The 20,743-nt window shown below is 70.5% G+C and carries 18 protein-coding genes and 1 pseudogene; 7 read left to right on the forward strand and 12 right to left on the reverse strand.

Annotation, left to right across the window (positions count from 1 at the left end; translation table 11 throughout):
- Positions 1-104 precede the first annotated feature (104 nt).
- From BX286_RS28730 to BX286_RS28740, 3 genes are read left to right on the forward strand one after another with little or no spacing between them, the layout of a single operon-like run.
- Complete coding sequence (locus tag BX286_RS28730) at positions 105-1,373, forward strand: helix-turn-helix domain-containing protein (protein WP_121017751.1); 1,269 nt, start codon at positions 105-107, stop codon at positions 1,371-1,373.
- Positions 1,370-1,924 (forward strand): flavoprotein, encoded by a 555-nt coding sequence (locus BX286_RS28735; protein WP_121016714.1) that lies wholly within the window; start codon positions 1,370-1,372, stop codon positions 1,922-1,924. The genes BX286_RS28730 and BX286_RS28735 overlap by 4 nt, the downstream gene beginning before the upstream one ends.
- Positions 1,925-1,978: 54 nt before the next feature.
- Entirely contained in the window at positions 1,979-2,392 is a 414-nt protein-coding gene (locus BX286_RS28740; protein ID WP_121016716.1) for an NUDIX hydrolase, read from the forward strand.
- A gap of 71 nt (positions 2,393-2,463) precedes the next feature.
- Here BX286_RS28740 and BX286_RS38100 read toward each other — a convergent pair whose 3' ends face one another.
- The 4 genes and pseudogenes from BX286_RS38100 to BX286_RS37590 all read right to left on the reverse strand — a co-directional run.
- Positions 2,464-3,006, reverse strand: a complete 543-nt coding sequence (locus tag BX286_RS38100; protein ID WP_398898825.1) for a plasmid mobilization protein — start codon at positions 3,004-3,006, stop codon at positions 2,464-2,466.
- Between the two features lie 225 nt (positions 3,007-3,231).
- The gene (locus BX286_RS28750; RefSeq protein WP_261993537.1) at positions 3,232-4,014 is read right to left on the reverse strand and encodes a DUF2637 domain-containing protein; all 783 of its coding nucleotides are present in this window, start codon (positions 4,012-4,014) and stop codon (positions 3,232-3,234) included.
- Positions 4,015-4,043: 29 nt separating this feature from the next.
- Positions 4,044-4,667 (reverse strand): ATP-binding protein, encoded by a 624-nt coding sequence (locus tag BX286_RS28755; protein ID WP_121017753.1) that lies wholly within the window; start codon positions 4,665-4,667, stop codon positions 4,044-4,046.
- Between the two features lie 71 nt (positions 4,668-4,738).
- Positions 4,739-5,105, reverse strand: a pseudogene (locus BX286_RS37590) (hypothetical protein); the annotation flags it as partial.
- A gap of 162 nt (positions 5,106-5,267) precedes the next feature.
- On the opposite strand from BX286_RS37590, the gene BX286_RS28765 reads away from it, so the two are divergent.
- Positions 5,268-6,218 (forward strand): site-specific integrase, encoded by a 951-nt coding sequence (locus BX286_RS28765; RefSeq protein WP_261993538.1) that lies wholly within the window; start codon positions 5,268-5,270, stop codon positions 6,216-6,218.
- 60 nt (positions 6,219-6,278) lie between these two features.
- Here BX286_RS28765 and BX286_RS28770 read toward each other — a convergent pair whose 3' ends face one another.
- From BX286_RS28770 to BX286_RS28780, 3 genes are all read right to left on the reverse strand, one after another.
- A complete protein-coding gene (locus BX286_RS28770; protein ID WP_121017754.1) occupies positions 6,279-6,911 on the reverse strand; it encodes a restriction endonuclease in 633 nt (210 codons plus the stop codon).
- Positions 6,912-6,961: 50 nt separating this feature from the next.
- On the reverse strand, positions 6,962-7,174 hold the full coding sequence (locus tag BX286_RS28775) for a hypothetical protein (RefSeq protein ID WP_121016720.1): 213 nt from the start codon (positions 7,172-7,174) through the stop codon (positions 6,962-6,964).
- 399 nt (positions 7,175-7,573) lie between these two features.
- The gene (locus BX286_RS28780) at positions 7,574-8,710 is read right to left on the reverse strand and encodes a magnesium and cobalt transport protein CorA (RefSeq protein ID WP_121016722.1); all 1,137 of its coding nucleotides are present in this window, start codon (positions 8,708-8,710) and stop codon (positions 7,574-7,576) included.
- Positions 8,711-8,784: 74 nt separating this feature from the next.
- Here BX286_RS28780 and BX286_RS28785 point away from each other — a divergent pair, with 74 nt between their 5' ends.
- Positions 8,785-9,885, forward strand: a complete 1,101-nt coding sequence (locus BX286_RS28785; protein ID WP_121016723.1) for a winged helix DNA-binding domain-containing protein — start codon at positions 8,785-8,787, stop codon at positions 9,883-9,885.
- 51 nt (positions 9,886-9,936) lie between these two features.
- Positions 9,937-11,619 carry an AMP-binding protein gene (locus BX286_RS28790; protein WP_121017755.1) on the forward strand — a complete coding sequence of 561 codons (1,683 nt, stop codon included), beginning with the start codon at positions 9,937-9,939 and terminating at the stop codon, positions 11,617-11,619.
- Positions 11,620-11,701: 82 nt separating this feature from the next.
- Here BX286_RS28790 and BX286_RS28795 read toward each other — a convergent pair whose 3' ends face one another.
- Positions 11,702-12,190: a glutathione peroxidase gene (locus BX286_RS28795; RefSeq protein WP_079430416.1), complete on the reverse strand. Its 489-nt coding sequence runs from the start codon at positions 12,188-12,190 to the stop codon at positions 11,702-11,704.
- A gap of 100 nt (positions 12,191-12,290) precedes the next feature.
- Positions 12,291-13,139: a hypothetical protein gene (locus tag BX286_RS28800; RefSeq protein ID WP_100862559.1), complete on the reverse strand. Its 849-nt coding sequence runs from the start codon at positions 13,137-13,139 to the stop codon at positions 12,291-12,293.
- Between the two features lie 268 nt (positions 13,140-13,407).
- On the opposite strand from BX286_RS28800, the gene gcl reads away from it, so the two are divergent.
- Positions 13,408-15,195, forward strand: coding sequence for a glyoxylate carboligase (gcl, locus tag BX286_RS28805; protein WP_079430418.1), 1,788 nt, complete (start codon positions 13,408-13,410; stop codon positions 15,193-15,195).
- A 2,007-nt stretch (positions 15,196-17,202) separates the two neighbouring features.
- Here the strand turns inward: gcl and BX286_RS28810 are convergent.
- The 3 genes from BX286_RS28810 to BX286_RS28820 all read right to left on the reverse strand — a co-directional run bounded on the left by BX286_RS28810 (position 17,203) and on the right by BX286_RS28820 (position 20,701).
- On the reverse strand, positions 17,203-18,660 hold the full coding sequence (locus BX286_RS28810; protein WP_079430419.1) for a catalase: 1,458 nt from the start codon (positions 18,658-18,660) through the stop codon (positions 17,203-17,205).
- Positions 18,661-18,892: 232 nt separating this feature from the next.
- A complete protein-coding gene (locus BX286_RS28815; protein ID WP_079430420.1) occupies positions 18,893-19,792 on the reverse strand; it encodes a 2-hydroxy-3-oxopropionate reductase in 900 nt (299 codons plus the stop codon).
- Between the two features lie 75 nt (positions 19,793-19,867).
- A complete protein-coding gene (locus BX286_RS28820) occupies positions 19,868-20,701 on the reverse strand; it encodes a TIM barrel protein (protein WP_121016725.1) in 834 nt (277 codons plus the stop codon).
- Positions 20,702-20,743 lie beyond the last annotated feature (42 nt).

A 20,743-nucleotide genomic window follows, 5' to 3' on the forward strand; every position in this document is an offset into this window, starting at 1 on the left:
TGGCGTGCATCGTTCATGCAGCTTCTGCATGGCGGGCAATTTCCCTACCGATAGGCTCGGTTGAGCAGGCAGGATCGGTCTCGGCAGAAGGGGCCGTGGCGCAGATGGCCGACACACTGGGCGAGGCACACCGCATCGGTGCGCTGATCCGCCGGGCAAGGGTCTTACAGAGCCGCTCACAAGCGGACGTGGCCGCCGAACTGGGTTACCACCAGTCGAAGATCAGCCGCCTGGAAGGCGGCCGCGGAACCGACGACATCCGGGTCCTCCGCGAAGTCGCCCAGGTGCTGCGGATCCCGCCGGCCCACCTCGGGCTCGCTGAGGCCGCCCGGGAAGCCGAGTCCCCCGATCCGGAGACAGACGACATGCGCCGCCGTACCTTCCTCGCCGCCGGTGTCACCGCGCTGGCCGCCCCCGTGCCCGCCGCGCACCCGGCGCTGGTCCAGGCCCTCCTGCCCGGCGTGCTCGCAGCCCCGACGACAGAGCCCGTCTCCACGGACCAGCTTCACCTACGTGCCACCGCCATCCGCAGGCTGCTGACCACGTGCGACTACGCGGAGCTGGAGCGCACGCTTCCCGGGCTGATCACGGACCTTCGCCATGCTCTCGGCAGCTCGTCGAGGCCCGAGGAGGTGTCCCGCTTCCTCGCCACGGCCTACCAGACCTCGGCCAGTCTCTTCCTCAAGCAGGGGGATGCAGGAACGGCCTGGCTGGCCGTCGGCCGCGCCATGGCGGAGGCCGAACGCTTCGGCGACCCCCTCGTCCTCGCCGCCAGTGTCCGGCTCCACGCCCACGTCCTCGTCCGCGAGAAGCACGCCGGTCAGGCCGTCACACTGATCCGGCACACCGCTTCCCAGCTCACCGGCTCGTACGACCGCCGCTCCCCGCACCACCTCGCCGTCCTCGGGCTGCTCCTGTTGCGCGGAGCCACGGCCGCGTCCCGTGCGGATGACCGCGCCGCCACTGGGGAGTTCCTCGCCGAAGCGGAGGAGGTGGCCCGGTACGTCGCCCTGGACCGGCCGGACGCCTGGGCCATCTTCAGCCCGACGAACGTCACCCTGCACCGGATCAGCGCGGCGGTCTCCTTCGGCGACGCGGGCATCGCCCTCGACGCGGCCCGCCCGCTCATGCACCGCCACATCCCGGTTCCCGAGCGCCGTGCCGCACTCTGGATCGAGGCCGCCCGCGCCTACGCCCAGCAGGGCCGCCTGGTCGACGGCTACCAGGCCCTGCGGATCGCCGAGACCTGCGCCGCCCAGGACGTACGCCGTCCCGCCGTCCGCGAGCTGGTCGCCGACATGGCCGCGCGGGACCGCCGACGTACGCTGCCGGAGCTCCACCAATTCAGCCGTCGACTGGGAGTACCCGCGTGACCGAGCCGCAGCCCAAGCCCTTCCTGTACGTCATCGTGTGCGCCGCCGGTATCGCTGGCGACGTCGGCAGACTCATCACTGCGGCGCAGGAACGAGGCTGGGAGGTCGGGGTCATCGCCACCCCGCAGGGTCTGGAGTTCCTCGACGTCCGGGCGATTGAGGAGCAGACCGGGTACCCGGTCCGGTCCGCCTGGCGTTCGCCCGGCGAGGCACGGACGTATCCGCGGGCCGATGCCATCGCGGTCGCGCCGGCCACGTTCAACACGGTCAACAAGTGGGCCGCAGGCTTCGCCGACAACCTGGCCCTCGGCATCCTCTGCGAAGCCCCCGGCATGGGTATCCCCACGGTCCTGCTGCCCTACGTGAACACCGCGCTCGCCGCCCACCGGGCCTACCAGCGCAGCATCGACGAGCTCCGGAAGATGGGCGTTCTGATCGGCAGCTACGAGCCTCACCGTCCGAAGTCCGGTGGTGGGGCCGACCGCTTCCCTTGGGAGGAAGCGGTCGATCTGCTCGCGCCGCTCCTCCGTGCCGGGGGCGAGCCGCAGTGAACGTGCTGGCATCGCCCCTCGGGGCAGCCGGCCCACCCGACCTGGAGGAGCAACGTGGAGCAGCAGAACGCTGAGGGGCGACCGGCCATCGCAGCGGCCGTCGTGGTGCACGAGGGCCGCGTTCTCATGGTTCGGCGCCGGATCAGCGAGGGGCGGCTCTCCCAGCAGTTCCCCGCCGGTGCCGTCGAGCCGGGCGAAGCCCGGGAGGAGGCCGCCGTACGCGAGACGCTGGAGGAGACCGGCCTCGCCGTGAAGGCGCTGAAGCTGCTGGGCGAACGGGTTCACCCTGACACCGGCCGCTTGATGTCGTACACCGCCTGCGAGGTAGCGGGGGGCCGCGCGCGAGTCGTGGACACCGACGAGCTGGCTGAACTTGCCTGGGTGGCCCGCGCCGACATCTCCGAGTACGTTCCGTACCGCCTGTTCGAGCCGGTGCAAGAACACCTCGACGTCGTCCTGGGGCACTGACGCGGACCGACCGCGCGCATTGGGGTTAGCACGCCAGAGCGTGGATCTCGGGGACCATGGTGGGGCAGACCCTAGCCGTCTTCGAGAAGTCGGTCGGTGGCGTCCTGGACGCGGGCGGATGCTCGGCGGACCGCAACGAGCACGGCATCGAGTTCAGTGTCAGTTGGTTGGCCGCCGGAGTTGACGGCGCGGGTCAGCTGGTTCAGGTTGTTGCCGATCTGACCGAGGTGCCTGCGGGCAGCGAACAGCTCGGTGACGGTCTCACGACGCCCGGCGATGGCCGCGGCGCTGGTGTGCGGGTCGAGGGCCGCCCTGAGGGCGGCTTTGGCGAAGAAGCCGGCGACGGTGACGCCGACGGCCTTCGCGGCGGACGCGACGAGCGCGTGCTCGTCGTCGTTCACACGGACGCTGCACACTTTGGAGCGCTGGCCGTGCTTGTGGGTACGGCGTCGTATACGGGGCTCTGGAGGGGTAGCGAAGGCGTACGTGGCTTCGCACGGAGACTGTTGCTCTTCCCCCGGCTGCGTCCGTCCCGCGGTCGCGGCCTCCTCGTCAGGCGTCCCCCGGCGCCGGACGAGGCTCCGTCCCCCTGGGGCGGTGAGTCCTTCGGACACTCCGCCGATGGTGGAGTGTCCAAAGGGATAACTTGCTCCGTCTCGGGCTTGGGTAGGGGCCGCCTGTTGGTGGTCGTGGGGACTCGTGGTTGTGGGGGCGTCGTGCAAGAGCGTGTCTCCTGTTGGTCGGGCTGGAACGGCTTCGGTGCTGTGGGGATGGGGCGTACGAACGTCAGCTCGACCCGCGACGGATGCGCGGGTGAGCAGCAGGACTTCGGACGGGGCTCACGCGGCGTCCGCTCTGCCGCTGTCGAGTTCGGCCTGGACCTGCCGGGTGATCTTGTCCCGGCGGTCCCTGCCGATGGAGAGGCCGCGGGCGCGGACAGCCGTCTCGATGTGGCGGCTTGACGCGCGTCCATCGCGTCCGAGCGGGGCAGTGCGGGCGATGGCGCGGAGCTCGTCGTCGGTGGCGGCGGGCTTGCGACCGGTGCGCTTCTTCGGCGGGACGTGGGCTTCCGCCACTTGATCGGTCTCTTCCGCCACATCGCCTGATGCGTCCTGTAGGGCGTCAGCCGGAGCGGGGCGGCCACTCGCTGACGATCCCCCTGCCGGACGGCGACTGTGGCGGGAATCGTCGGCGGCGACATGGCGGTGGATCTGCCGCATGAGGACGCCGAAGGCGAAGAGCGCGGCTGCTGGAGGCACGGCGGCGACGACGTAGTCGAGGGCCGGGGCCGGGACGCCGTTGGTGCTGCTGACGCCGGCGACGTTGAGGGCGATGGAGCCCAGTGATCCGGCAGCGGTGAGGGCGATCGCCCACCCGTCGGTTTCCCGGCGGAGGCTGGCCCGGAGCATGAGGACTTCCCCGGCGACGATGAAGGCATCGAGCGTGGCGGGCCACGCCCACTGGCGGGCTGGGGAAGCGCTGAGACCGTGTTGCCCCGCGACTTCGGCGAGATGGGCGTAGGAGAGCCAGAATCCTGCTGCGGTGAGCGCGACGATGACGCAGCCTGCGATGGCCAGGGCGTACCGCTCAGCCGTCTGCGTGCGGTGGGAGGTGGTGGTCAAGCGGGTGGTGCTCCAAGGGGTTGGCGCGTTCATGCGGCAGGAGAGGTGCGGCGGCGGTCGGCGCCGTCGAGGACGACCCGGCGGGTCATCTCGGAGAGGCGGGAAGCGACACGGTCGCCGAGGGCGGTGCGGAGCTCGGGGATGGGGAGGTTGGTCGTGAGCAGGGTGGGGCGCAGGTACTCGTACCGGTGGTTGATCAGCCGGTAGGTCAGCTCCTCCGTCCACTCGCTGCCCTTGGCGGCGCCGAGGTCGTCCAGGAGCAGCAGCGGGCAGCGGGCCAAGGTGCGCAGCTCACGTTCCGCGTCGAGGCCGGGGCGGGGCCTCAGGCGGGCGTACAGGTCGGCGGCTGTGACCGCCTCCCAGCGCAGGCGGACGCCGGCAGCGAGCAGTGCGCGGACGGCCCCGTAGGCCTGGTGGGTCTTGCCGGTGCCCGTGGGACCAGCGATTAGGAGCGACGGGCCCTCTGCTATGCCCCGCGTACCGCTCGGGCCGGGGCGCCCGGCACACACGATCTCGTCCACCCAGGCGGTGACTTGGGGGTGATCGGCGAGGGCATGCCGGTATCGCGGGGGGATCCGGGCGTCCGCCAGTTCCAGTGCGCTGACAGGCTCGGGCGTGGGCTCCGGTTCCTCCGAGCCGATGACGGGGTCCATGCCCCGGCGGGCCAGGATGCCCGCCACGGCCCGGACGGCCTGACCGGAGGGCTGGGGCAGGGTGGTGGCGGTCAGAGCGCACCCCCGTACGCAGCGGCGACGTCGGTGGGGTTGGTCCAGGGACGGTGGGGGACGGCGGTCGTGGGCGCCCCCGCGTTCATGACCTCGTGCACGACACTGGCCAGGGTCTTCGGGTGAAGGGCCCTTGGCCCGGTGGCGGTCCAGACCGGCTCGTACGTGGGCGGGGTCGATGCCCTCGGCGAGGAGCTGCGCGGCTTCCCGTCCGAGTTGACCGAGCACGCTCGCGGGCGGACGGTGTTCGCAGGCCGCGGCGTACTCGGTGACGAGGTCCTTCGCCGAGACGGTCTGGGGCGCAGGGGCGCTCGCGCCCCCCAACGGGGTAGTTCCTAGTTCCCTGTTCCTAGGTCCTAGATCCGGACGCTGACCCTGGAGGACGCCAAGGCGTGGCTCCGGCGGGCGGGCACCGACAGCGAGCGGGGCGAGTTCGTCGACCCGCGCGACGGCTCCATCACCCTCGCCGACTACGTCACGCGCCACTGGCAGGCGGGCGTACGGGGCGCACCGGGCACGGTCAAGCGGGTGGACGAGCGCGTGCGCCTCCACGTCCTTCCGCACATCGGCGAGGTGGCGCTGCGGGACGTCTCCGCGTCCGTCCTGCGCGGCTACATCGCCACGCTCGAAGGCGAGTGCGCACCGCGCTACGCCCGGCAGATCCTCACCACGCTCTCGAACGTCTTCGAGACGGCGATCGACGACAAGCGTCTGGTCCGCAATCCGATGCGCGCCAAGTCGGTGCGCTGGCCGAAGGCTCCCGAGGACCAGCGGGAGGCGTGGCTGCTGGAGACCGCGCAGCAGGTACGGGAGGTCATCAACCAGCGGTACCGGATCGCTGTCGTCGTCGCCCTCGGGTGTGGGCTGCGCCAGGGGGAGGTCTTCGGGCTGTCGCCGGCGGACGTCGACTTCGAGCGCGGCCTCATCCGCGTCCGTCGACAGGTCCAGCTCCTATACGGGCGCCTGTACTTCACCCTTCCCAAGGGCGGGAAGACTCGCGTCGTCGACATGCCGCCTTCGGTGGCCAGCGAGCTGCGCGCGCACTTCCTGCAGCATCCGGCTGTTGAGGTCGAGCTGCCCTGGGGCGGCCCCGAAGCCGATCGGGAGCAGCGCTCCTTCCCGCTGGTCCTTGCCACGACCTACGGCAACGCGATCCGCGCCAACATCTTCAACGACGAGGTGTGGAAGCCCGCCCTTGCGAAGGCCGGCGTGATTCCCGTGCGGGAGAAGGGCCAGCGCTGGAAGGCGTCCCGCAAAGACGGCTTCCACGTACTCCGGCACACCTACGCCTCCGTGATCCTCGAGGCGGGTGAGTCCGTCGTCACCCTTGCCCGATGGCTCGGTCACTCTAGTCCGACCATCACCCTCGACCACTACGCCCACTTCATGCCCGAGGCCGGAGGCAAGGGGCGCGCGGCAGTCGATGCGCTGCTCGGAGTGGCCCCTCAGTACGTCCCAGACGACCTTGCCCTTGCCTGAGAACGGGTGGCGCAGCACATGCTGTGCCACCCGTTCTCGTTGGCGGGTCACCCGCGAGTCTCATGCGGCTCGACGCCACAGCAGGCGGGTCCGCCGCGAGGGCAGTCCGAGCAGTTCGTGCAGAGCCTTGCCCTTGTGGGCCCATTGGTCCAGCCGTTCGCGGTCCACCCAGTGCACGCCGTGACGGTTGCCCCAGGCCATGGCATCGCGGGTGAACGCGCCGTTGGTGACGACGACCGCGTGGTCCGCCTTGTGTGCGGGACCCGCCGTTCCGTTCACCTGGTACATCACCGACGAGCCGACCTTGCCTCCGACGCGGGTGTACTTCGCCTGCACCACGATCCGTCCGAGGGGGATCAAGTCGCCGATCACGTCTGCGGCCTGGTCCCCGCCGCCGCCCACTCTCCTGGCCGTCCAGCCGTCGCGGACGAGGAGGTCGCGCAGCGCGTACTCGAACTGCTGGTCGTCCATCGCGTCCAACTCGGACAAGGTGATGCGTAGACGGGCCAGCCTCTCGCTGTCCGCGCGATGCCGACGGGAGCCCCGTACTCGGAGGCAGGCCAAGCCGACAGCGAGGGCGAGACCGATCAGGACGAGCACCGGCCAGGCTGCGGCGGCCCTCGTCAGGAGGCGCGATGCGGCCTGTGCCAGGGCGACCGAGAGCGCGAGGGCGACGGCTGCCGCTCCCAGGATGTCTGCGGTGCTGCGCGGTCGCCACCAGGTGCTTCGCCGCCGTCGGACCGTCACTGCCCACTCGCTGGAGCGGAGATCGCGGGCTTCGGCGTGGGCTGCTGTTCGGCGGAGCTGTCGCTGAACCCGAAGACCTGGCCCCAGAGCCAGACCACCGCACACAGGCCGGCGATGGCCCACACACTCAGGCCCTTGGCGGACTTCGGGCCCGGCCTGCTCCGGAAGTGCGGCCGTACGTACACCTTGCCGTGCGGAACCTTCGGCATGCTCATTCCCTCCCCATCGGTCCGCGCCGTGCGGACCTCCAGTTCGGTTGTAGCGGCGGCCACTGACAGAACCTGATGAGCCGTCATGATCGTACGGATGGCAAGGGTGCGAGTCGGCCATTTCTGTTGGAACGCCTAGCAGATTGGACGGCCCGCTGGCCTGCGTCGAGGCTTCTCGGTCGTGCGTCACGCTGCGGAAAAGCAGGGCGTACCAAATGGCGAGTTCCCGTGGAGCGCGGTCGGTGACGACTGCTCCGGGCGCCGCCCCCCTGGTAGGCGGCGGAACTGCGTCTGGTCGACCCCTTGCCGCGCGTTCTCCCCAGATACTCCCCACGGGGTCTCCAGGGAACGGTCCACGGTTCGCTTGCGCTAAGTCGGTCAAGCTCGTGTGGTGGGTCGCTACAGCCAGTCCCGCTTCTTGAAGATGACGTACAGGCTCACGCACACCGCTGCCATCAGCAGGATCGCGAAGGGGTAGCCCGCCGCCCAGTGCAGTTCGGGCATGGTCTCGAAGTTCATGCCGTAGATGGTTCCCACCAACGTGGGTGCAAAGAGGATGGCGGCCCAGGAGGAGATCTTCTTGATCTCCTCGTTCTGTTCGAAGCCCGCTTCCGCCAAGGCGCGCATTTCGGCGTTCTGTTGTTGGGAGACCCGGGTGGCGTTGACCGTGAGGATTTCCGTCAGGGCCTGGCGGAAGCCGTCCACGCGTTCGCTGGTGTGGGTGACGTGGTCCGCGACGTCGCGGAGGTAGCGCTGGAGTTCCTCGTCCGTGCCGTACTTGGCGAAGCCCGCCATCAGGGCGTGGAGCATGCCGACCAGGGGGCGGGTGGCGCGTTGGAACTCGACCATTTCCCGGGAGAGTTCGTAGATGCGGCGGGAGACTTCGGGGTCGCCGCGGAAGACCTCCGTCTCGATCTCGTCCATGTCGTTCTGGACGCCCGCCACGACCGGGGCGTAGCCGTCCACCACCGCGTCGAGGATGGCGTACAGGGCGGCTTCCGGGCCCAGGGAGAGGAGTTCCGGGGATTCCTCCATGCGCCGGCGGACCGTGGAGAGGTCGGGGGCGGCGCCGTGGCGGACCGTGATCAGGAAGTCGGGTCCGACGAAGACGTGGAGTTCGCCGAAGTCGACCTCCTCCTGGGCGTCCAGGTAGCGGGCCGCGCGCAGGACCACGAAGAGGGTGTCGCCGTAGCGTTCCAGCTTGGGGCGCTGGTGGGCCTCCAGGGCGTCTTCGATCGAGAGCGGGTGGAGGTTGAACTCGGCGGCCAGGGAGTGGAGTTCGGGTTCCGTCGGGCGGTGCAGGCCGATCCAGGCCATGCCGTCGGGTTCTTCGCGGAGCCGGCGGAAGGTCTCGGCGAGGGTGGTGGGGGAGGCGACGCGGCGGCCCTCGCGGTAGACGGCCGAGTCGATCACGCTGCGGTGGTCCGGGGGGAGGGGGGCCGGGGGCGGTGACGGGGATGCGGGGGTGTGGCCGGGCGGGCGGAGCCAGGGCGTGCGCTTCGCTGGGTTGGGGCGGTGGTCTGGGCGCTCCGGCATCACAGCTCCGGGAGGGGTGGGACGGACGGACGTTGCGGACAGGGGGTGTCCGCAAGGGGGGTTAGGTTGCGGGTATGGCCTCCGTTACGAGTTCCGTACTCGGCACCCGCGCTCTGAACCGTGCCACGCTCGCCCGCCAGCTGCTGCTGAGCCGCGCCGAGATGCCGGCGCGTGATGCCGTCGCGCACCTGGTCGGGCTGCAGGCGCAGAACGTCAAGCCGCCCTACTTCCAGTTGCACGCCCGCCTCGCCGGGTTCCGGCCCGAGGAGCTGGGGCGGCTGATGGAGGAGCGGGAGGTGGTGCGGATGGTGACCATGCGGTCCACCATTCACACCCATACCGTGGATGACGCCCGGACCCTGAGACCCCTGGTGCAGGGAGCCCGGGACCGGGAGGTGCAGTACTTCCGGAAGGGGCTGGCCGGAGTCGACCTGAAGGTGCTCGCCGAGCGGGCCCGGGGGTTCGTCGAGGAGGAGCCGCGGACCATGGCCGAGATCCGCGAGGAGCTGCTGCGCGCGTGGCCCGGGGCCGATCCGCAGTCGCTGTCCGTGGCCGCCCGGTGCCTGCTGCCGCTCGTGCAGGTCACCCCGCGCGGGGTGTGGGGCCGTAGCGGGCAGGTGCGGTTGACGACCCTCGAGGCGTGGGCGGGCGGCGCGAGCGGCGCCGGGGAAGGGTCCGGCATCGGGGAGGTCGTGCTGCGGTACCTCGGGGCCTTCGGGCCCGCCTCCGTGAAGGACATGCAGACCTGGGCCGGGATCACCCGGCTCCGCGAGGCCTTCGAGCGGCTGCGGCCGCGCCTGGTCACCTTCCGTGACGAGAACGGGACCGAGCTGTTCGACCTGCCCGACGCGCCCCGCCCCGACGCCGACACCCCGGCGCCGCCCCGCTTCCTGCCCGAGTTCGACAACCTGCTGCTCTCCCACGCCGACCGGACCCGCGTCGTCCCTCCCGAGTTCAAGGGACTGAACGCGAGCGGGAACCAGAGCCGGTGCGTCGTGCTGGTCGACGGGTTTCTCGCAGGCGTGTGGGCGCGTACGGAGGCGGTCGTCACCGTCGAGCTGTTCCGGGAAGTGGCCGGGGGTGTGAAGGAGCAGATCGCGGCCGAGGGGGAGGCGATGCTCGCCGGGATGGGCCACGGGCCCGGGACGGTGCGGTTCGGGTCAATCCGAGGCTGACGCCGCCCTGGTGGAGGGCCCGTCCGGCGCGGCACGATGCCTCCCATGACCATGACGGAGAACAGCGCCACCGACAGCTTCCTGGCCGCACGGGACTTCCTGCTCGCCCACCGCGGGCAGTACGAGGCCGCCCGCGCTGGATTCACCTGGCCCCGCCCCGAGCGCTTCAACTGGGCGTTCGACTGGTTCGACCGCCTCGCCGAGGGCAACGGGGCCGACGCGCTGCGGATCGTGGAGGAGGACGGGACCACCGAAACCGTCACCTTCGACGAGATGCGGCTGCGGTCCGGATCCGCCGCGACCTGGCTGCGCGGGCAGGGTGTCGCGCCCGGTGACCGGATCCTGGTCATGCTCGGCAACCAGCGCGAGCTGTGGGAGGTGATGCTCGGCGCGATGAAGCTGCGCGCCGTGGTCATCCCCGCCACCCCGCTCCTCGGCCCCGCCGACCTGCGCGACCGGATCGAGCGCGGCCGTGTGCGCCACGTGATCGCGCGCGTGGCGGACACCCCGAAGTTCGACGAGGTGCCGGGCGACTACACGCGGATCGCCGCCGGTGACGGCGTTCCGGCCGGCTGGCTGCGGCTCGCGGACATGGACGGGGCCGACAGCGGCTTCCGCCCCGACGGCACTACCCTCGCCTCCGACCCGCTGATGCTCTATTTCACCTCGGGCACCACAGCCCGCCCCAAGCTCGTCGAGCACACCCACGCCTCGTACCCCGTCGGGCACCTCTCCACCATGTACTGGCTCGGTCTGCGCCCCGGCGACGTACACCTCAACATCGCCTCGCCCGGCTGGGCCAAGCACGCCTGGTCCAACCTCTTCGCCCCCTGGAACGCCGGCGCCACCGTCTTCGTCCACAACTACACCCGCTTCGACCCGCAGCGGCTGATGGCCGAGATGGACCGCGCCGGGGTCACCACCTTCTGCGCCCCGCCCACCGTCTGGCGGATGCTGATCCAGTCCGACCTGACCGCCCTCCAGCGCCCCCCGCGCGAGGCCGTCGCCGCCGGTGAACCCCTGAACCCGGAGGTCATCGAACGGGTCAAGGAGGCCTGGGGCATCACCATCCGCGACGGGTTCGGCCAGACCGAGACCACCCTCCAGGTGGGCAACTTCCCCGGCGTCCCCGTCAAGCCCGGCTCGATGGGCCGCCCCGCGCCCGGGTACGAGATCGTCCTGCTGGACCCCGTCACCGGCAAGGAGTCCCCCGACGAGGGGGAGCTGTGCGTGGACCTGCGCACCCGCCCCGCCGGGGTGATGACCGGCTACCGCGACGACCCCGAGCGGACCGCCGAGGCCATGGCGGACGGGCTGTACCGCACCGGGGACATCGCCTCCCGCGACGCCGACGGCTACCTCACCTACGTGGGCCGGGCCGACGACGTCTTCAAGGCCTCCGACTACAAGATCAGCCCCTTCGAGCTGGAGAGCGCCCTGCTCGAGCACGAGGCGGTCGCCGAGGCGGCCGTCGTCCCGGCCCCGGACGCGCTGCGGCTCGCCGTGCCGAAGGCGTACATCACCCTCGCCGCCGGCTGGGAGGCCGGGGAGGAGACCGCGCGGCTGCTGTTCGAGCACTCCCGGGCGGTGCTCTCCCCGTACAAGCGGATCCGGCGCATCGAGTTCGCCGAGCTCCCCAAAACCGTGTCCGGGAAGATCCGCCGGGTGGAGCTGCGGGACCTCACGGCCGCCGGTTCCGCCCAGGAGTACGACGAGGCCGATCTGGCGGGGTGAGGTCCCTCGGGCACCCGGACGGAAACGGGCGTCCGTCCCGTCCGGGCACCCGCCCCGTCCGGGGCACCCGGACGGAAACGGGTCAGGCCGGCAGCTGCGCCTCGATCGCGGCGATGACCTCCGGGGCCTCCGGCTCGGTGCGGGGGCGGAAGCGCGCCACGACCTCGCCGGCCGGGGAGATCAGGAACTTCTCGAAGTTCCACTGGATGTCCCCGGCCTCACCGTCGGCGTCCGCGGTCTTCACCAGCTCCTGGTACAGCGGGTGCCGGTTCTCGCCGTTCACCTCGGTCTTCTCCAGCATCGGGAAGGTCACCCCGAAGCCGGCCGCGCAGAAGGTCTGGATGTCCTCCGCGGTGCCCGGCTCCTGGCCGCCGAACTGGTTGCAGGGCACACCGATGACGGTGAACCCCTTCTCCTCGTACTTGAACTGCAGGCGGGCCAGACCGGAGTACTGGGGGGTGAGCCCGCACTGCGAGGCGGTGTTCACCAGCAGGACGGCCTTGCCGCGGTGGGCCGCCAGGCTGGTGGGCTCGTCGTCCAGGGTGGTCAGCGGGATGTCGTACAGGCTCATCGGGCTCTCCTCGGCTCGGCATGGATGCAGGCCGGCGGGCAGGCAGGCCGGCGGCAGGCAGGCAACATGATCGAACAACACGTGCGAACAGCCTCCGAGCCTAGGCCCCCCGCCCGACGAGTGCGTCCGCCGGGTCGTTGACCGGCTGCGGCATGCCCGTGAGGTCCATGACGAACAGCGGTATCCCCAGGTCGTCCGCGCGCCCGCGGGCCTCCTCCGTATAGCCCGCCAGGGCGAAGTACACGCTGGTCGCCGACGCCGTCAGACCGTTCAGCCACACGCACTCCACCGCCCGCAGCCCGGCCGGAGCCGTCGTCGGGTCCACCTGGGCCACCACCCCGGGCGCCCGCAGGTCCACCGCCGCCGAGGGGATCGGCACCCCGTCGGGCTGGCGGACGTCCCGGAACCCGAGCCAGCGCAGGTAGAGCGCGGCCGTCGCCACCGCGTCCCGGGCGGTACGGATGGTCACGGGCCGGAACGGCGGCCGCGAGGCGGGACCCCGGGGCGCGGCCGCCGCGCCCTGGCCGGGGGAGCGGGAGGCGGGCCCGGCCGCCCGTCCGGGTGGCCTCTCGTCCGGCCGTACGCCGCTCCCCGCACCGCCCGCGTCCGGCGCGCCGGGCTCCGCCCCGGCCGCGGCCCCCGCGCCCGCCGCCCCCGCCGGGGGCCTCGCGGGTTCCGCGGGTTCGGGCGGCCGTACGGGCACCAGCACCACCGTCCCGCACGACCCGCAGCCGACCTCTGGGTGCGGCCACTCGCTCTCCCGCCCGCAGGCCCCGCACCGCACCGCCACCCAGCCGCCCTGCCAGGTGCGGTGGGTCAGCGGCACGGGCGTCGCCGCCAGGTCCAGCGGCGGGGTGACCGGACTCCCGCAGGCGCACGGGAAGACCGGGGAGATGTAACCGTTCTCGCGCTGGCACGCCGGGCAGCGCACCGGTACCGCTTCCGCCATGAGCCTTGGACCCTCTCCGTCGCTGTGCGTGGGTCCATGCTCCACCATCGGCTACCGCCGGGGCGAGCGAGCCCGCCGAATCCCGCCGTTTCACCCCGTGGGCCCGGGCATTTGTGCAACTCACCGAAAGAGATGCGGCTTTTGGTGGGTTCCGAGGTGCCCCGGCGCCTTGACGTGCGGGAAGCCGACGCTTAGCTTGTTTCGTATAGCAGAACATAAATTCCGGATGCCGGAAAAAGTCTGACCGCCAGACCCGCAGGAGAACCTGATGCCTCGTATGACAGCCGCCGCTGCCGCCGTTGAGATCCTCAAGCTCGAGGGTGTCGAGCAGGCGTTCGGCGTGCCCGGTGCCGCGATCAACCCGTTCTACCGCGAGCTCAAGAACGTGGGCGGAATCGCGCACACGCTGGCCCGTCACGTCGAGGGCGCCTCGCACATGGCCGAGGGCTACACCCGTGCCAAGGCGGGCAACATCGGCGTCTGCATCGGTACCTCGGGCCCGGCCGGCACCGACATGATCACCGGCCTGTACTCCGCGATCGCGGACTCCATCCCGATCCTGTGCATCACCGGCCAGGCCCCGGTCTCGAAGCTCCACAAGGAGGACTTCCAGGCCGTCGACATCGCCTCGATCGCCAAGCCCGTCACCAAGGCCGCCACCACGGTCCTGGAGGCCGCGCAGGTCCCCGGCGTCTTCCAGCAGGCCTTCCACCTGATGCGCTCCGGCCGTCCCGGCCCGGTCCTCATCGACCTGCCGATCGACGTCCAGCTGACCGAGATCGAGTTCGACCCCGAGACCTACACCCCGCTGCCGGTCTACAAGCCGCAGGCCAGCCGCGCCCAGGCCGAGAAGGCCCTGAGCTTCCTGCTCGAGGCCGAGCGTCCGCTGATCGTCGCCGGTGGCGGCATCATCAACGCCGACGCCTCCGACCTGCTGGTCGAGTTCGCCGAGCTGACGAACATCCCGGTCATCTCCACCCTGATGGGCTGGGGCACCATCCCGGACGACCACGAGCTGGCCGCCGGCATGGTCGGCGTGCAGACCGCGCACCGCTACGGCAACGCGACCTTCCTGGAGTCGGACACCGTCATCGGCATCGGCAACCGCTGGGCCAACCGTCACACCGGCTACAACCTGGAGGCCTACACCAAGGGCCGCAAGTTCGTCCACGTCGACATCGAGCCCACCCAGCTGGGCAAGATCTTCGCCCCGGACTTCGGCATCGCCTCCGACGCCAAGGTCGCCCTCGAGCTCTTCATCGAGGTCGCCAAGGAGCTCAAGGCCGAGGGCAAGCTGCCGGACTTCTCCGCCTGGGCGGCCTCCGCGCAGGAGCGCAAGGCCACCCTGCAGCGCCGCACGCACTTCGACAACATCCCCCTGAAGCCGCAGCGCGTCTACGAGGAGATGAACAAGGCGTTCGGCCCGGAGACCCGCTACGTCACCACCATCGGCCTCTCCCAGATCGCGGCCGCGCAGTTCCTGCACGTCTACAAGCCGCGCCACTGGGTCAACTGCGGCCAGGCCGGCCCGCTCGGCTGGACCATCCCGGCCGCCATCGGCGCCGCCACCGCGCAGCCCGAGACCCCGGTCGTCGCCCTCTCCGGCGACTACGACTTCCAGTTCATGATCGAGGAGCTGGCGGTCGCCGCCCAGCACAAGGTCCCCTACGTCCACGTCCTCGTGAACAACGCCTACCTGGGCCTGATCCGCCAGGCGCAGGGCGGCCTCGGCATCAACTTCGAGGTCAACCTCGAGTTCGAGAACATCAACACCCCGGAGATCGGCGTCTACGGCGTCGACCACGTCAAGGTCGCCGAGGGCCTGGGCGTCAAGGCCATCCGCGTCACCGACCCGGACAAGCTGGGCGAGGCCTTCGAGGAGGCCAAGAAGCTGGCGCAGGAGTTCCAGGTCCCGGTTGTCGTCGAGGCCATCCTGGAGCGCGTCACCAACATCGCGATGAGCAAGACGGTCGACATGAGCGACGTCACCGAGTTCGAAGAGCTCGCGACCGAGCCGGGCCACGCCCCGACCGCGATCAAGCCCCTCCAGGTCTGATCGCCCCCGCACGCACGCAGCGGCCCCCGCTCCTCCTCCGGGAGGGCCGGGGGCCGCTTCGGCGTTGTGCGGGGTCGTGCGGGCCGGCCATCTCCCCCTCGAGGGGCCGGGGGCGGGGCGGTGGCTGCCCACCCGCCTCCCCGGGTGCGGGTGGGTGGGCCGGGGGGGCGGTGTTCCGCTGGGCGGTGGCTGGACAGCCGGACGGGGGCGGGGGTGGTCGGGGTTTCACTCGGCGGTCTCAGAGAGGGGTTGGGGGTTTCCCGTCAGTCTCATCGTCCTTCCGCGTCGGGCCGCCCTGTCAAGGACGCTCCTTCGTCGCGTCGCTTCGCGATCGCCTGCGGCGACCCTTGACAGGCCGTCCCGCCGCGAAATGCCGAAGACTGCCGGGAAACCCCCAAAGGAACGGGACGGATGTTCATGGGCCATGCGGCGGACTCAGCGACCAGGCGAGGTGGTCGGGGGCCGCCTCGCCAAGCATCCGGGCAGACAGGAGAGTCAAACGGGGCCGCGATTCGCGCCAGATCGCTACGCGCTCCTCCCGTCTCAGCGTCCGACGACCGCCTGGGGCCGCTGCCCGCGCCAAAGGCCGACAGAATCGTCATCCGGGGCCGGGGGGCGCATCAAATCGCTACGCGCTCCCCTCTTTTCGGCGTCCGCGACCCGTCTGGGGCCGCTGCCCGCACCAAAAGCCGACGGAATTGGCATCCGAAGCCGCCAGGCGCGCCAGATCGCTACGCGCTCCCCTCTTCTCGGCGTCCGGCGGTCGCCTTGGGCTGATACCTGCACCAAATGACGAACAGAGCAGCATCCGGGCTCTGGGGCGCGTCAGATCGCTACGTGCTGCCGAGATCCCGGCGTCCGGCGGCCGTCTGTGGCTGGTGACGGCGCCAAAAGCCGGTCCGCAGAGCATCCCGGCCCAAGACGGCCGTTGGCCGCCGAGATTTGAGGAGCGCGTAGCGATTTGTCGCGCCTGGGTTCTCCTGATGGCCTTCTCATCGGCATTTCGTGCAGGCAGCGACCCCAGGCGGCCGCCGGACGCCGAAAAGAGGGGAGCGCGTAGCGATTTGATGCGCCCACCGGCCCCGAATGACGATTCTGTCGGCCTTTGGCGCGGGCAGCGGCCCCAGGCGGTCGTCGGACGCTGAGACGGGAGGAGCGCGTAGCGATCTGTCGCGGATCGCGGCCCCGATTCACCGGCTCGTCGGCCCGGATGCTTGGCGAGGCGGCCCCCGACCACCTCGCCTGGTCGCTGATCCCGCGTATGTCCATCGATGGACCGTGCCGTCCTTTTGGGGCTTTCCCGGCAGTCTTCGTTTTTCCGTGGCGGGACGCCCTGTCAAGGGTCGCCGCAGGCGATCGCGAAGCGACGCGACGAAGGAGCGCCCTTGACAGGGCGGCCCGACGCGGAAGGACGATGAGACTGACGGGAAAGCCCCAACTCATCCCTGAGACCGCTGAGTCAGGTCCCGACCACCCCCACCCCCGTCCCGGTGTCCGGTCACCGCCCAGCGGCACACCGCCCCCGGCCCACCCACCCGCACCCGGGGAGGCGGGTGGGCAAACACCGCCCCGCCCCCGGCCCCTCGAGGGGGCGATGGCCGGCCCGCGCCGCGAGAGCGGCAACGGCAAAGCGCCGAGTCACGGGACCGTCCGTGACTCGGCGCTCTGGTTGTTACCGCCCGACGGAGCGAGGCTGGCGCGACAGGACGTTCGCACCGCCGGGCGGAGACTGGGGGAGGAGTTGTTCTCCTCTATATAGGGGACTCTGTGCGTGGCCCCTATATAGAGGAGTGGCTGGGACCGTGGCGGGCGGGCGACGAGAACTCCGGCGTCGTCTCCCTCAGGTCAAGAGACGGGCCTCGGAACCCATTACCACCGCACTGGCTCGCACGCTCGCCACGGTCCTCGTCCTGCCCTCACCACGTACCACCCCTCATCCGGGTCCGCGGCGCGGGCTCAGCACCCGGGGCCTGACCTCCCGTCAGGCCCCCGGTACATCTGTGGGGCTCAGGCGTCGCGCAGGGCGCGCACGGCCTCCTCGACGCGCTTGCCGTAGTCGGCGTCCGCGGCGTGGAAGTGAGCCAGGTTCTTCTCGATGACGTCTTCGAGGGTGACCTGCGACAGGCCGCCGGCGATGTTCGCCACCAGACGCTGCTTCTCGGCCTCCGACATCAGGCGGTAGAGCTCACCGGCCTGGAAGAAGTCGTCGTCCTTGGTGTGGGCCGGGGCCTCGTGGGTGCCCGTGTAGCCGGAGACGGCCTTCGGGGCGCCCAGGGCGATGCCGGTCTCGGCCGGGCCCTGGTACGAGTTGGGCTCGTAGTTCTTGTCGTGGCGCGAGCCGTTGCGCAGCGCCATGACGCCGTCGCGGCCGTAGTTGTCGGCCTTCGTCGCCTTCGGGGCGTTGACCGGCAGCTGGGTGTGGTTCACACCGAGGCGGTAGCGCTGGGCGTCGGCGTACGCGAACAGGCGGCCCTGGAGCATCTTGTCCGGCGAGGCGGTGATGCCCGGGACGAAGTTGTTCGGGGAGAAGGCGGACTGCTCGACCTCGGCGAAGACGTTGTCCGGGTTGCGGTCGAGGACCAGGCGGCCCACGCGCTGCAGCGGGTAGTCGGCGTGCGGCCACACCTTGGTGAGGTCGAACGGGTTGAAGCGGTAGTCCGCGGCCTCGGCGGCCGGCATGATCTGGACGTAGAGGGTCCAGCTCGGGTTCACGCCGCGCTCGATGGCCTGGAGCAGGTCGGTCTGGTGCGAGTTCGCGTCCTTGCCGACGAGCTCGGCGGCCTGCTCGGCCGACAGGCAGCGGATGCCCTGGTTCGTCTTGAAGTGGTACTTGACGAAGAAGGCCTCGCCCTGGGCGTTGGTCCACTGGTAGGTGTGGGAGCCGTAGCCGTTCATGTGGCGGTAGGACGCCGGGATGCCGCGGTCACCCATCAGCCAGGTGATCTGGTGCGTCGCCTCGGGGGCGTGCGCCCAGAAGTCCCAGACGTTGTCCGGCTCCTGCTTGCCCGTGAAGGGGTCGCGCTTCTGGGAGTGGATGAAGTCGGGGAACTTGATCGGGTCCTTGATGAAGAACACCGGGGTGTTGTTGCCGACGAGGTCGTAGTTGCCGTCCTCGGTGTAGAACTTCAGCGCGAAGCCGCGCGGGTCGCGGACGGCGTCCGCGCCACCGAGGGAGTCGGCCACGGTGGAGAACCGCAGGAAGGTCTCGGTCTTCTTGCCGACCTCGGAGAGGAACTTGGCCGAGGTGTAGGCGGTGACGTCGTCGGTCACCTCGAAGTAGCCGTACGCGGCCGAGCCGCGGGCGTGCACCACACGCTCCGGGATGCGCTCACGGTTGAAGCGGGCGAGCTTCTCGAGGAGCTGCTGGTCCTGGATCAGGAGAGGGCCACCGACGCCGGCGGTGGCGGAGTTCTGGTTGTCGGCGACCGGGGCGCCGGACTCGGTCGTCAGCGTGCGCTTCGACATGGTGACCTTCCGTACGGGTAACTGCTGACGGAAAGCGTCTTCCGTCATGCGGAACAGCCTAATTTCGGCGTGAACGCGACGTCAACAGTTTGTTGAAAGAAAGAATGGGGAGGTAATCCGGACGGTGCCGGCGCTTGGGCGCGACAGGACAGGTGTCAGCACCGGCACCATCCGGAAACTCGGGCCCCCGTGCGGGGGAGTGCGGCCCGGGGGAGCGGGCCGCCGGGGTGGGTCAGACCTGGGCGCCGGAGAGGCGCTCGACCGCGCGGAGCAGGGCGGAGTGGTCCAGGCCGCCGTCACCCTGGGCGCGCAGGGAGGCGACGAGCTGGGCGACGACCGCGCCGACGGGCAGGGCGGCACCGACGTTGCGGGCGGCGTCGGTGACGATGCCCATGTCCTTGTGGTGCAGGTCGATCCGGAAACCGGGCTTGAAGTCGCGGTTCAGGAAGTTGTCCTTCTTGCGGGTCAGCACCGTGGAGCCGGCCAGACCGCCGTTGAGGACGTCGAGGGCGGCCTCGAGGTTCACGCCGGACTTCTCGAGGAAGACGACGGCCTCGGCGCACGCCTGGATGTTCACCGCGACGATGAGCTGGTTGGCGGCCTTCACCGTCTGGCCGGAGCCGTGCGGGCCGCACAGGACGATGACCTTGCCGAGGGCCTCGAGGATCGGCAGGGCCGCGTCGAAGTCGGCCTGCTCGCCACCCACCATGATCGACAGGACGGCCTCGATGGCGCCGGCCTCGCCGCCGGACACCGGGGCGTCGATGACGCGGATGCCCTTCTCGGCGGCGTTCTTCGCCAGGTCGATGGAGGTCTGGGGGGTGATCGACGACATGTCGATGATGAGCGCGCCGGACTTGGCGTTCTCCAGGATGCCGGCGGGGCCGTAGTTGATGGCCTCGACCTGCGGGGAGGCGGGGACCATCGTGATGATCACGTCGGCGTCCGCGACGGCCTCGGCGATCGAGCCGGCGGCGGTGCCGCCGGCGGCGGCCAGGCGGTCCAGCTTGTCCTGCTCGAGGGTGAAGCCGGTGACCGAGTAGCCGGCCTTCAGAAGGTTCTCGGACATGGGGGAGCCCATGATTCCGAGTCCGATCCAGGCAATCTTCGGGAGCGCGGCGGGGTTGCTCATGATGAGGGTCCTTCTCTTAATGCATCGTACGAAAAGTGCGTGAGGTGCCTGGCTGATCGCCCGGACTTTGTCCCCTTACCTGGCGGCGCGGGCCTCGGCCGGCAGCCAGTCGAAGGACGCGGCGGCGTCGGCGGCCTTGTACTCCAGGCCGACAAAGCCCTGGTAGCCGGCCTTCTTGAGCTGGTCGAGAAGATCCTCGAGGGGCAGCTCGCCGGTGCCCGGGGCACCGCGTCCGGGCTTGTCCGCGATCTGGACGTGCCCGGTCTTGGCGGCGTACTTTTCGATGACCTCGGAGAGGTCCTCATCGTTCATCGCCAGGTGGTACAGGTCGAGGAGGAACTTGGCGTTGCCGAGGCCGGTGGCCTCGTTCACCTTGTCCACCACCTCGATGCCGGCCGGGGCGCTCACCAGCGGGTAGAGCGGCGACTCGGGCTTGTTGAGGGTCTCGATCAGGAGGATCGCGCCCACGCGGTCCGCGGCCTGCGCCGCGACGACCAGGTTCTTCAGGGCCAGCTCGTCCTGGACGGCCGGGTCCACGCCCTCGACGCGGTTGCCGTAGAGGGCGTTGAGCGCCTTGCAGCCGACCGAGGCGGCGAAGTCCGCCGCGACGTTGATGTTGGCGTTGAAGCGGTCCGACTCCTCCCCGGGGACCGAGACCGCGCCGCGGTCCGGGCCGGGGAGCTGGCCGGCGTAGAAGTTCAGGCCCACCAGCTGGGTGCCGGCGTCCTCAAGAGCCTTCTTGAGGGCGTCCAGCTCCTCCTGAGCGGGGGTGGGGGTCTCGATCCAGGGCCACCACAGCTCGACCGCGGTGAAGCCCGCCGCGGCGGCGGCCGCGGGACGCTCCAGGAGCGGGAGTTCCGTGAAGAGGATCGAAAGGTTCACATCGAAGCGCTGGTCCGAGTATCCCATGAGGGGTGTGCGCTCCTTCCGTATTGCGGAAGTTAGTTTCTG

The sequence above is a fragment of the Streptomyces sp. 3211.6 genome, from assembly GCF_003634815.1.
GTDB classification, from domain to species: domain Bacteria; phylum Actinomycetota; class Actinomycetes; order Streptomycetales; family Streptomycetaceae; genus Streptomyces; species Streptomyces katrae_A.